This is a genomic window from Jatrophihabitans lederbergiae, from assembly GCF_031845305.1.
Lineage (GTDB): Bacteria > Actinomycetota > Actinomycetes > Mycobacteriales > Jatrophihabitantaceae > Jatrophihabitans_A > Jatrophihabitans_A lederbergiae.
In genome coordinates this window covers 155939-167522 of the sequence record NZ_JAVREH010000004.1, presented here as the reverse complement: position 1 = coordinate 167522, position 11584 = coordinate 155939, and the positions used below count along the sequence as shown (strand labels likewise).

Sequence of the window (11584 nt, the reverse complement as noted above, 5' to 3'; positions counted from 1 at the left end):
CGTCCGCCCACTCGTTCGAATGGCCTTACGGAGATCCAGTACATGCGCACAGTTGACGACCTTCTCCACGTCGGGGTGGCGGGTCGGCGGGTTCTGGTCCGCTGCGACCTGAACGTCCCGCTGACCAGGCCTGCCGCGGCGGGGGAGCAGCCCGAGGTGGCCGACGACGGCCGGATCAGGGCCTCCCTGCCGGTTCTGGTGAAGTTGCTGGGCCAGGGCGCGCGGGTCATCGTGGCCGCCCACCTGGGCCGGCCGAAGGGCGAGCCGGACCCAAGGTACTCGCTGCGCCCGGTCGCTGACCGGCTGGCGGCGTTGCTGGGCACGCCCGTCGAGTTCGCGCTCGACACGGTCGGCACCAGCGCGCGACTGCTGGCCGACGGCTTGCAGGACGGCCAGCTGCTGCTGCTGGAGAACGTCCGGTTCAACGCGGGGGAAACCTCCAAGGACGAGACGGAGCGCGTCCAGTTCGCCGAAGCGCTGGCGCTGCTCACCGGTGGCGGGGACGAGGGCGGCGCCTACGTCGACGACGCGTTCGGCGCGGTCCACCGTGCGCATGCCTCGGTGTACAACGTCGCGCGCCTGCTGCCGCACTACGGCGGTGACCTGGTGAGCCGCGAGGTCGACGTCCTGCGCCGGCTGACCGGCGAGGCCGGGGAGGTGGAGCGCCCGTACGTGGTGGTGCTGGGCGGCTCGAAGGTCTCCGACAAGCTCGCCGTCATCGAGGCCCTGCTACCCAAGGTCGATCGCCTTCTCGTCGGCGGCGGCATGTGCTTCACGTTCCTCAAGGCGCAGGGTTACGAGGTCGGCGAATCGCTGCTCGAGGATGACCAGGTCGAAACCTGCCGCCGGCTGCTGACCACCGCCGGGACCAAGATCGTGCTGCCCACCGACATCGTCGTCTCGGCCGACATCTCCGACGACGCAGCGACCGAGGTGGTCGCGGCCGAGGCCATCCCCGCCGGGCAGAAGGGCCTGGACATCGGCCCGGACTCGGTGAGCCTGTTCTCCGAGGTTCTTGCCGGGGCGAGCACCGTCTTCTGGAACGGCCCGATGGGCGTCTTCGAGGTGCGGCCGTTCGCGGCAGGAACCTGGGGCGTCGCCGAGGCGGTCACCTCGGCAAGCGGCCTGACCGTGGTCGGCGGTGGCGACTCGGCCGCCGCGGTGCGCGCGCTAGGCATCGACGAGGAACGGTTCGGCCACATCTCCACCGGTGGCGGCGCGTCGTTGGAGTACCTCGAGGGCAAGACCCTGCCGGGACTCGCCGTCCTCGAGGAGAGCTGAATGGCTCGCGCGGGAGCGTCCCCGTCCCGGAAGCCGCTGATAGCCGGCAACTGGAAGATGAACCTCAACCACCTCGAGGCCATCGCACTGGTCCAGAAGATCGCGTTCAGCCTGAAGCCACCGCACTTCGAGGCGGTCGACGTGGTGCTGCTGCCGCCGTTCACCGATATCCGCTCGGTGCAGACGCTGGTGGACGGTGACAAACTGCAGTTGCGGTACGGCGCCCAGGATCTGTCGCCGTACCCGTCGGGGGCGTACACCGGCGACATCTCCGGTGCCATGCTGGCCAAGCTGGGGTGCACCTTCGCCGTGGTCGGTCACTCCGAGCGGCGCGAATACCACCACGAGGACGATCAGGTCGTCAACGCCAAGGTCAAGGCGGCGTACGCGCACTCGCTCACCCCGATCCTGTGCGTGGGGGAGCCGCTGCAGGTCCGGGAGGCCGGCGATCATGTCGGGCACTGCACCGACCAGCTGTGCGCCGGGCTGCTGGGCGTGGGCGAGGCGCAGGCCGCTTCCCTCGTCGTCGCGTACGAGCCGGTATGGGCCATCGGCACGGGCAAGGTGGCGACCCCGGCCGATGCTCAAGAGGTGTGCCGCGCTATCCGGGCCCGGCTCGCCGAGCTGTACAACCCCGAGCTGGCCGACGGAATCCGCGTCTTGTACGGCGGGTCGGTCAAGTCGACGAACGCAGCCGAGATCATGGCCCAGGCCGATGTCGACGGCGCGCTGGTCGGCGGAGCGAGCCTGGACGGCGCCGAGTTCGCCGGGATCTGTATCGCCGCGGCGGGCGGGCCACTCACCGGTTGATCTTGACCAATGCGGGTGTGCGCAGGCCGGTCATCCCGCCGAGCAGGTATTCTCTTCCAGGCACCTCCACGCTGAGCCACCACATCGTCCAGACACAAGCGAGGCCCTGGAAACACATGATCATCACGTTGTCGATCGTTCTGATCGTTGCGAGCCTGCTGCTGGTTGTTCTGGTTCTGCTGCACCGCGGCAAGGGCGGCGGCCTGTCCTCGATGTTCGGTGGCTCTCTGTACTCCAGCCTGTCCGGCTCCTCTGTGGTCGAGCGCAATCTCGACCGGCTCACCATCGTGTCGGGCATCGTGTGGGCCATCTGCATCATCGGCCTCGGATTGCTCTACAAGGCAAGCTGATTGCGCCGCCGGGCCGTCCATAGCGACGCAGCGGCCTGGTCGCACAATTGCAGACGGTGACACAATTGCAGACGGTCGACACAACTGCAGATACAAGCGGCCGAAACACAGCGGCCCAGATACCAGCGCTGAGTAAGAGGAGTCGAACGTGGCAGGTGGCAGCGCGATCCGCGGTAGCAGAGTCGGCGCGGGGCCGATGGGTGAGCGGGAGCGCGGTGAGTCCGCACCCCGGCAGTGGATCTCGTTCTTCTGCTCCAATGGCCACGAAACCGTCCCCGCCTTCGCGGTGGACGCCCTGGTGCCCGACACCTGGGATTGCCCGCGCTGCGGCTTCCCGGCCGGCCGCGAGTCGGCTACCCCGCCGGCGGCGCCGCGCAATGAGCCGTACAAGACCCACTTGGCCTACGTCAAAGAGCGCCGTTCCGACGCGGACGGCGATGCCCTCCTCGAAGAGGCGCTGGCCCGTCTGCGCGCACGCCGCGGCGAACGCTGACCGGCCCGCAGGGAACGCACGACAGGGGCAGCTCGAACCGGCAAGGGCCGGATGACTTGATCGGTCCGGCCCTTGCCGGTTCGCCGTTCTGTCACAGCAAAGCCGGACCGGGTGGTCCAGCCGTTCAGCTGCGCAACTGTCGAGCTGAACCCGGGGAGCATCGCCCCGGCGCAACGCGTCAGGTAGTAGAGCCGCCGTCGTCATCAGCCGGCAGCTTGGCGGCGGCGTCCTGATCCACCAGCCACAACGTCCGGACGCGCCCGCGCGGCGCGGACGAGGGCACCTGCACCGGGTCGTTGCCGCCGAGGGCCCGCGCGACCGCCTCGGCCTTGCCGGTACCCGACGCGACGAACCAGATCTCGTTCGCCGCGGCCAGCCCCCGCAAGCTCAGCGAGATCCGGTTGGGCGGCGGCTTGGGTGAATCACACACCGCGATGACGGTGCTGGAGTCATCGCGCACCCCAGGATGGTCGGGAAAGAGCGACGCGCAGTGCCCGTCCGGCCCGACCCCGAGCAGGACGACATCGAAGTTCGGGATCTCACCGGAGTCGTCCGGGCGCCGGGCGCCGGCAAGCTGCTGGGCATAGCCGGCGGCGGCCGCGTCCAGGTCGGCGTAGCTGCTGTCCGTCGCGGGCATCGGGTACAGCCGCGCCAGGCTGAACGGGGCCTGGGAAAAGAGGATTTCGCGAGCCGGGCCGTCGTTGCGGTCCGGGGAGTCCGAGGCCACATAGCGCTCGTCAGCCCAGAAGACATCGACTGCCGACCAGTCGACGTTCTCCTTCGCAGCCGAGGCAGCGAGGGCAGCCCAGGTCTTCTCCATGATGGAGCCGGCCGTCAGGGCCAGCACAGCGCGGCCGTGTTGCTGCTGGGCTGTTGCCAGCGTGGAGAGCAGCCGTTGAGCCACCTCGTCGGCCAGCTGATCCGCAGTCGGCTCGATGATCAGTTCGGGCTGCTCCGCCACCGGCTCAGCCCTCTCGCGCGGCGAGTGCGGGATCGTGCCAGATATGCGTCCGGACGGCCGGCCGCTCGTTCAAGCCGGTCAGGCCGGATACCGCGCCGAGCGCCTCGCCGTACGGGCCGTCGGCGTCGAGGCGCCGAAGCTCCTCGGCCAGCATGTCGCCGGTGGTGCGCTGTGGGAAGGGCTGGATGGTGTCCACCTGGCCCGGCCGGCGCATCAGCAGCTTGTAGCCCTCGTTCGTCATCTTCACCTTGCGCCCGTCGGCGAAGTCCAGCGACACCGACGAGATGTACTTGCCCTGCGCGCGCTCCACCGGAACGTAGATGCCGAGCCGGGACGACAGCCAACCGGCGAGCAGTTGGGCTGAGGGGTCCAGCGGGTTTCCGGAGACGATGACCGAGGTCGCAGGCGCCGAACCGGTGTCGAACGCCGCCGCGAGCGCCGCACGCCACGGGGTGATGACGGTCCAGGTGAGGTCGGTGTCGCCTGGCGCGTAGTCGACGGCCCGCTGCTGCAGCGAGGCGGCCGGGTTGGCGTCACGGATGACATTGGTGATCCGGCGGTCGGCGAACACCCCGAGCGGGTCGTAGGCGATGACCTCGGGAGTCTCGGAGTACCACCACGCAACGACCGGCGCGTCCGGCGCCAGCAGCGGCAGGGTGACCGACTCGGCGTGCAGGGCGAGCCGGCCGAACATCCGCAGTACCACGGACTCGCCGGGACCGTGCCGACCGCCGATGGACACCTCGGCATCCAGCCGGGGCACCGGGGCTTCGATGTTGTGCCGGAGCACCATGATCACGCGCATCGGGTGCCGAGCCGCGGCCGTCGCGACGGCCGCCTCGACCACGGCGGTGTCCTTCTCTTCGAGCACCACGACCAGCGTCAGCGCGAGACCGCTGGTCACCGCGCCGCCGGATCGCCGTTCGGCCGCCAGCGCCTTGACCACGGCAGTGCCTGTCGTATCCCAGAGGGTGGTCACAGCACCTCTTCCTTTCTGAATCCGATGCCGCTGAATTCGATGCCGCTCGATCGGACGGGGCTCGTTCGGGCCGTCACGGCCGCCGCCACGCGCGGCCGTCACGGGCCAGCATCTCGTCCGCCGCCTTCGGTCCCCACTCGCCGGCCCGGTATGGTGCTGGTTCCTGCCCCGCCCAGAACTTCTCGAGCGGGTCGATCACCCGCCAGGAGGACTCGACCTCTTCGTTGCGCGGGAAGAGCGTCGCGTCGCCGAGCATGACGTCGAGGATCAGGCGCTCGTAGGCCTCGGGGCTGGACTCGGTGAACGCCTCGCCGTACAGGAAGTCCATCGACACGTCACGGACCTCCATCATCGAGCCCGGCACCTTCGAGCCGAACTTGAGCGTGACGCCCTCGTCGGGCTGAACCCGGATCACGAGCTGGTTGTGGCCGAGCTCTTCGGTGTCGGTGTGGCTGAACGGCAGGTGCGGCGCCTTCTTGAACAGCACCGCGATCTCGGTGACCCGGCGGGGGAGCCGCTTGCCGGTTCGGACGTAGAACGGCACGCCGGCCCAGCGCCGGGTGTCGATCCCGAGCCGGACAGCCGCGTAACTCTCGGTCCGCGAGTCGGCCGGGACGCCCTTCTCGTTGCGGTAGGCAAGCACGCGCTCGCCGGCCAGCCAGCCCTGCTCGTACTGGCCGCGCACCGCGTAGGCACCGAAGTCGCTCGGTAGCCGGATCGCCCGTAAGACCTTGATCTTCTCGGTGCGGATGGCCTCGGCGGTGAACTCGACCGGCTCTTCCATGGCGGTGAGCGCCAGCAGCTGCAGCAGGTGGTTCTGCAGCACGTCGCGGGCAGCACCGGTCTCGTCGTAGAACGCGGCCCGCCCCTCGATCCCGACGTCCTCGGCCATGGTGATCTGAACCGAGTCGACGTAGTTGGCGTTCCACACCGGCTCGAACAGCTGGTTGGCGAAGCGGAGCGCCATCAGGTTCTGGACGGTCTCTTTGCCGAGGTAGTGATCGATGCGGAACACGTCGTCGGCGGTGAAGACGTCGTCGACGAGGGAGTTCAGCTCCTTGGCGCTGGCCAGGTCGTGCCCGAACGGTTTCTCGACGACCACCCTGCGCCAGCCCCCGGACGCGGCGTTGTCGGCCATCTTCGTCCGCTCCATCTGCTTGAGCACCGTCGGGAACAGGCTCGGCGGGATCGAGAGGTAGAAGGCAGCGTTGCCCTTGATGCCATGGCTCTGGCGCAGGTCGTCCAGCGTCGTCGCCAGGGTGTCGAAGGCATCGTCGTCGTCGAAGGACCCGGCGACGAACTTGATGTCACCGGACAGCCGGGACCAGACCTCTTCGTTCCAGTCGGTCCGCGCGTGCTGCTTGGCTGCGTTCTTCGCCAGGGTCTCGAAGTCACCGTCCTCCCAGTCACGCCGGGCGAAGCCGAGCAGCACGAAGTCGGCCGGCAGCAGGCCGCGGTTGGCCAGGTCATAGATCGCCGGCAGCAGCTTCTTGCGGGCCAGGTCCCCGGTCACGCCGAAGACCACCAGCGCGCAGGGCTCCGGCACCCGCGGCAGGCGCCGATCGCCGGGATCTCGCAGCGGGTTGGAGCGCAACCCGGCGGGCATTTGCGGCCCGTCACCCGCGCTGATCGCGGGTGATTGGTCTTCTTCTGTGACACTCACGGTTTCTCCTTACAGGGTTTCCAGGAGCTGCCCGATGCCCGCGGCACGGTCGGTCAGGTGCAGGTGCAGCACCGGACGTCCCTTGTCGGCCAGCACCGTGGCGTCACCAGCGGCCTGGGCATGTTGCAGCGAAGCGAAGGTGTACGGGCGGTCGGGCACGGCCAGGTCGCGTGCCACGGCGCCGGTGATCTGGAGGAAGACACCGTTGGGGTGGCCACCCTTGTGGTACTGCCCCGTGGAGTGCAGGAATCGCGGCCCCCACCCGAAGGTGGTCTGCAGGCCGGTACGCAAGGCCACCGCGCTGCGCAGGTCGGCGGCGGAACGGTCGGCGTGCCGGTCGAGATAGGCCTGCACCGAGACGTACCCGAGTTCCGGCGCCGTCGCGAAGAAGGCCTGCACAGCCTCGGCCAGGGTGCTCGCCGACGAGAGGTCGAAGCCCATGCCGAAGACCTGGACGGCGCCATCGGTCAGCTGCGGCTCTTCGGTGCTGCCCTGGTCCGGCGCGTCCAGCAGCGCCCGGGCCTGCTTCTTGGCCTCTTCGACGTTGGGCTGGTCGAACGGGTTGATGCCGATGATGCGGCCCGCGACAGCGGTGGCGTACTCCCACAGCAGCAGCTGCGCGCCCAGCGGGCCCGAAACCCCGGCGGCCCACCCGGAAGTGGGCTCCGGAGAGCCCTCGACGCCACCCAGGTACACCGGGATGGCGTCCTTCTTGGCGTCGGCGAAGCCCGGCGCGCGGGAGTTCTCGACGACAACGGGCAGCAGGCCGAGACCCAGCTTGCCGGTCGACTCGGCGATGAGCTGCTCGGCCCAGTCACCGAAACCGGTGATGCCCGAGCCCACATCGGCGAATACGACTTTGTCGGAGCCAGCACCGTCGGAGCCAGCACCGTCTGAACCGGAAGCACCAGCGCCGCCGTTGTGCGCGACGCCCAGCAGCGCCCCGAGCCGGAGCCCCGGGTTGTGCTCGTCGTCGGCGGCCAGCGCGGACGACACCGCGACCGCCTCGTCCAGCAACTGGCCGATGTCAGCGCCGGCCAGGCCGGTCGGCACGAGGCCGAAGGCGGTGAGCGCGCTGTACCGGCCACCCACGTCCGGGTCGGCCAGGAAGACCTTGCGGTAGCCGGCGTCCTCAGCAGTCTGCTGTAGCGGCGAGCCGGGGTCGGTCACGACGACGATCCGCTGGGTGGGGTCGATGCCCTGGTCGGTGAACGCCTTCTCGTACGCGCGGCGGTGCGAGTCGGTCTCCACCGTGCCGCCGGACTTGCTCGACACCACCAGCAGCGTGCGGTCGAGGCTGTCGGCGAGCGCGGCCGCGACCTGGCCCGGGTCGGTGGTGTCCAGGGTCACGAGCTCGACGCCGGCGGTGGCGCAGATGACCTCAGGAGCCAGGGAGCTGCCGCCCATGCCGGCGAGCACGATGTGGTCGACGTTCTCGGCGAGGAGTTCGTCGCGCAGCGCGGTGATTTCATCGACCAGCGGGCGTGAGGATTCACCCAGGGACACCCAGGACAGCCGCTTGCCCGCCTCGGACTCGGCGTCCGGGCCCCACAGAGTCGGGTCCTGGGACGTCATCCTGCTGGCCACGTGGTCCGACACCAGCTGGTCGAGCGTGCTGGAGTAGGCGGCCTCATCACCGCAGATCAGTTCGAGCCGCACGCCACCGGCTTCCGAGGGCACGCTCATGCGCCGGCTGCACCGGACTTGTCGGCGTTGCCGGCCTCGCCGGGATCGCCGTTGTCGGCCTTCTCGGCACCGGCGGTCAGCTGCTTCTGGACGCCTTCGAGCAGGCTGGCCCAGGAGTCCATGAACTTGTCGACGCCCTCGGACTCCAGCAGCTCGGTGACTTCCTGCAGCTCGATGCCCAGCGACGAGAGGTCGCTGACGACCTTGCGCGCGTCGTCGTAACCCGAGTCCGCGGTCGGACCGCTGATGACGCCGTGGTCCGCCACCGCGTTCAGGGTCGCCTCCGGCATGGTGTTCACGGTGTCCTTGGCGACCAGCTGGGTGACGTACATGGTGTCGTCATAGGTCGGGTCCTTGACGCCGGTCGAAGCCCACAGCGGGCGCTGCACATGTGCGCCGGCCGACTTGAGCTCGTCCCACTCTGGGCCGGCGAAGACCTCCTGGAAGGCCTGGTAGGCCAGCCGGGCGTTGGCGATCGCGGCCTTACCGCGGACGGCCTTGGCCTCGTCGGTGCCGATCTTGTCCAGCCGCTTGTCGATCTCGGTGTCGACCCGGGAGACGAAGAAGGACGCCACCGAGCGGATGCTGGACAGGTCGATACCGGCCTCGCGAGCCTGCTTCAGACCGCTCAGGTAGGCCTGCATCACCTTGCGGTAGCGCTCGATGGAGAAGATTAGCGTGACGTTGACGCTGATACCGGCCGCGGTCGCGGCGGCGATGGACGGCAGCCCGGCCTCGGCCGCCGGGATCTTGATCATCACGTTCGGGCGGTCGACGAGCCACCACAGCGCGGTGGCTTCGGCGGTCGTCTTGTCACTGTCGTGAGCAATCCGCGGGTCGACCTCGATCGACACCCGGCCGTCTTGGCCGTCGGTGGCGTCATAGACCGGCCGGAGCACGTCACAGGCCCAGCGAATGTCGTAGGAGGTCAGCAGCCGCACGGCCTCTTCCAGTGAGACGCCCCGGACGGCGAGGTCGTGCACCTGCTGGGCGTAGGCGGAGTCACCGTCCGCGGCTCCCTCCATCGCCTTCTGGAAGATCGAGGGGTTGCTGGTCACCCCGACGACGTGCTTGGTGTCGACCAACTGCTGCAGGTTGCCGCTGACGAGCCGTTCACGGCTGATGTCGTCGAGCCAGATGGATACGCCTTGGGCCGACAGATCGGCGAGTGCGTCGCTCATGAGAATTCCCTTCCAAGGGCTGCGGAGGTCTGATTGATCACTACTAGCTGCCGGTCGTGGTGCCGGTGATCTCGCCGACCCGCTCCAGGCTGGCGTGCGCCGCCGCCACGACGGTGTCGGGGGTGAAGCCGAACTGCTCGAACAGCACGCTGGCCGCGGCGCTGGACCCGAAGTGGTCGAGGGCCACGATCTCGCCGGCCTCGCCCACGACCTCGCGCCAACCCATTGATACGCCGGCCTCGACACTGACCCGGGCCCGGACCACCGACGGCAGTACCTGGGTCTGGTACGAGCGGTCCTGTGCGTAGAACCACTCCTTGCACGGCATCGACACGACCCGGGTGGGGGTGCCCTCGGCTTCCAGCCGCTCGCGAGCGGTGAGCGCGAGCCCGACCTCGGAGCCGGTCGCAATCAGGATGACCTTGGGCAGGCCGGTCGAGGCGTCCTCGAGGACGTAACCGCCCTTGCTGGCGTTGGTCACCTTGCTTGCCTCGAGTACCGGCAAGCCTTGGCGCGAGAGGGCCAGGGCGGCGGGCCGGTCGTTGTGCTCGAGCACCGTCCGCCAGGCCACCGCCGTCTCGTTCGCGTCCGCGGGCCGCACGACGTCCAGACCAGGGATGGCCCGCAATGACGCCAGGTGCTCGATCGGCTGGTGGGTCGGGCCGTCCTCACCGAGGCCGATGGAGTCGTGCGTCCAGACGTAGATGGTCGGCAGTTGCATCAGGGCGGCGAGCCGGACCGGCGGCCGCATGTAGTCGCTGAACACGAGGAAGGTGCCGCCGTACACGCGCGTCCCGCCGTGCAGGGCGATGCCGTTCATGATCGAGCCCATGGCGTGCTCGCGGATGCCGAAGTGCAGTGTCCGGCCGTACGGGCCGCCCTCCCAGGTCTTGGTCTGGCGGTCGGCCGGGATGAAGCTCGGCTCGCCTTCCATCGTGGTGTTGTTGCTCTCGGCCAGGTCGGCGGAGCCGCCCCACAACTCGGGGAGCACGCCGGCGAGGGAGTTGAGCACCTTGCCCGAGGCGGCCCGGGTGGCCATCGAGTTGGCCTTGCCGTCCTTCTCGGTGGGGAACTCCGGCAGGGCATCGGTCCAGCCGGCGGGCAGACTGCGGGTGATCATCCGGTCGAACAGGGCCTTGCGCTCAGGGTTGTCCGCGGCCCAGGCATCGAAGGACGGCTGCCAGTCGGCGCGCGCCTTTCGGCCCCGCTCGACGGCCTTGCGGGTGTGCTCGACGACCTCGGGCGCGACCGCGAAGGTGAGGTTCGGGTCGAAGCCGAGGATCTCCTTGGTCTTGCGGATCTCGTCCTCGCCCAACGCCGAGCCGTGCGCCTTGCCGGTGTTCTGCTTGGTAGGGGCCGGCCAGCCGATGATGGTGCGAACGGCGATGAACGACGGCCGGTTCGTCTCGGCCCGAGCGGCCGCGAGAGCTGCTTCCAGGGCGGCGACGTCCTCGCCGGAGTCGACGTACTGGACATGCCAGCCGTAGGCCTCGTAGCGCTTCAGCACGTCCTCGGAGAAGGCGACGTTCGTGTCGTCCTCGATGGAGATGTGGTTGTCATCCCATAGCAGGGTGAGGTTGCCGAGTTGCTGGTGCCCCGCCAGCGACGAGGCCTCTGCCGAGACGCCCTCTTCGAGGCAGCCGTCGCCGGCGATGACGTAGATGTGGTGGTCGAAGGGCGACTCACCCGCAGCGGTGTCCGGGTCCAGCAGCCCCCGCTCGCGACGGGCCGCCATCGCGAAACCGACTGCGTTGCCGACACCCTGGCCGAGCGGGCCGGTGGTGACCTCAACGCCGGAGGTGTGACCGTGCTCGGGATGACCGGGCGTCAGCGATCCCCAGGTTCGTAACGTCCTGAGATCCTCGAGCTCGAGACCGTAGCCGCTGAGGTAGAGCTGGGTGTAGAGCGCCAGGGAGGCGTGGCCGTTGGAGAGCACGAAGCGGTCGCGCGCCACCCAGTTCGGGTCCGTCGGGTCGTTCCGCATGATCTTCTGGAAGAGCAGGTACGCCAGCGGGGCGAGACTCATCGCGGTGCCGGGGTGGCCGTTGCCGACCTTCTGCACAGCATCCGCCGCCAGCAGCCTGGCAGTGTCCACCGCCTTGGAATCCAGTTCGGTCCACCACTCGGGGTAGGTTTGAACGACGCCTGTTGCGGTCTTCGTCACGTGCTTCTCCTGCTCT

At 69.0% G+C, this 11584-nt stretch carries 10 protein-coding genes; 4 read left to right on the top strand and 6 right to left on the bottom strand.

Going from position 1 to position 11584, the window contains the following annotated elements; all coding sequences use genetic code 11:
• The first annotated feature begins 42 nt into the window (after positions 1–42).
• From RM423_RS04875 to RM423_RS04860, 4 genes are all read left to right on the top strand, one after another.
• Positions 43–1281, top strand: a complete 1239-nt coding sequence (locus RM423_RS04875) for a phosphoglycerate kinase (protein ID WP_311421875.1) — start codon at positions 43–45, stop codon at positions 1279–1281.
• On the top strand, positions 1282–2091 hold the full coding sequence (gene tpiA / locus RM423_RS04870; protein WP_311421874.1) for a triose-phosphate isomerase: 810 nt from the start codon (positions 1282–1284) through the stop codon (positions 2089–2091).
• 116 nt (positions 2092–2207) lie between these two features.
• A complete protein-coding gene (gene secG, locus RM423_RS04865) occupies positions 2208–2441 on the top strand; it encodes a preprotein translocase subunit SecG (RefSeq protein WP_396327592.1) in 234 nt (77 codons plus the stop codon).
• A 148-nt stretch (positions 2442–2589) separates the two neighbouring features.
• Positions 2590–2934, top strand: a complete 345-nt coding sequence (locus tag RM423_RS04860) for an RNA polymerase-binding protein RbpA (protein ID WP_311421872.1) — start codon at positions 2590–2592, stop codon at positions 2932–2934.
• Positions 2935–3112: 178 nt separating this feature from the next.
• On the opposite strand, the gene pgl is transcribed toward RM423_RS04860, so the two are convergent.
• The 6 genes from pgl to tkt all read right to left on the bottom strand — a co-directional run bounded on the left by pgl (position 3113) and on the right by tkt (position 11568).
• A complete protein-coding gene (gene pgl, locus RM423_RS04855; protein ID WP_311421871.1) occupies positions 3113–3895 on the bottom strand; it encodes a 6-phosphogluconolactonase in 783 nt (260 codons plus the stop codon).
• A gap of 4 nt (positions 3896–3899) precedes the next feature.
• Positions 3900–4874: a glucose-6-phosphate dehydrogenase assembly protein OpcA gene (locus tag RM423_RS04850; RefSeq protein ID WP_311421870.1), complete on the bottom strand. Its 975-nt coding sequence runs from the start codon at positions 4872–4874 to the stop codon at positions 3900–3902.
• A 73-nt stretch (positions 4875–4947) separates the two neighbouring features.
• On the bottom strand, positions 4948–6480 hold the full coding sequence (gene zwf, locus RM423_RS04845; protein ID WP_311421946.1) for a glucose-6-phosphate dehydrogenase: 1533 nt from the start codon (positions 6478–6480) through the stop codon (positions 4948–4950).
• Between the two features lie 66 nt (positions 6481–6546).
• Complete coding sequence (locus tag RM423_RS04840; protein ID WP_311421869.1) at positions 6547–8223, bottom strand: glucose-6-phosphate isomerase; 1677 nt, start codon at positions 8221–8223, stop codon at positions 6547–6549.
• Positions 8220–9404, bottom strand: a complete 1185-nt coding sequence (gene tal, locus RM423_RS04835) for a transaldolase (RefSeq protein WP_311421868.1) — start codon at positions 9402–9404, stop codon at positions 8220–8222. Before tal ends, RM423_RS04840 begins: the two co-directional genes overlap by 4 nt.
• A gap of 43 nt (positions 9405–9447) precedes the next feature.
• Complete coding sequence (gene tkt, locus RM423_RS04830) at positions 9448–11568, bottom strand: transketolase (RefSeq protein WP_311421867.1); 2121 nt, start codon at positions 11566–11568, stop codon at positions 9448–9450.
• Positions 11569–11584 lie beyond the last annotated feature (16 nt).

What these genes read in the sequence shown, in the direction of transcription:
- RM423_RS04875 (WP_311421875.1), top strand. Translation starts at nt 43, where the DNA reads ATGCGCACAGTTGACGACCTTCTCCACGTCGGGGTGGCGGGTCGGCGG.
- tpiA (WP_311421874.1), top strand. Translation starts at nt 1,282, where the DNA reads ATGGCTCGCGCGGGAGCGTCCCCGTCCCGGAAGCCGCTGATAGCCGGC.
- secG (WP_396327592.1), top strand. Translation starts at nt 2,208, where the DNA reads ATGATCATCACGTTGTCGATCGTTCTGATCGTTGCGAGCCTGCTGCTG.
- zwf (WP_311421946.1), bottom strand. Translation starts at nt 6,480, where the DNA reads ATGCCCGCCGGGTTGCGCTCCAACCCGCTGCGAGATCCCGGCGATCGG.
- RM423_RS04840 (WP_311421869.1), bottom strand. Translation starts at nt 8,223, where the DNA reads ATGAGCGTGCCCTCGGAAGCCGGTGGCGTGCGGCTCGAACTGATCTGC.
- tal (WP_311421868.1), bottom strand. Translation starts at nt 9,404, where the DNA reads ATGAGCGACGCACTCGCCGATCTGTCGGCCCAAGGCGTATCCATCTGG.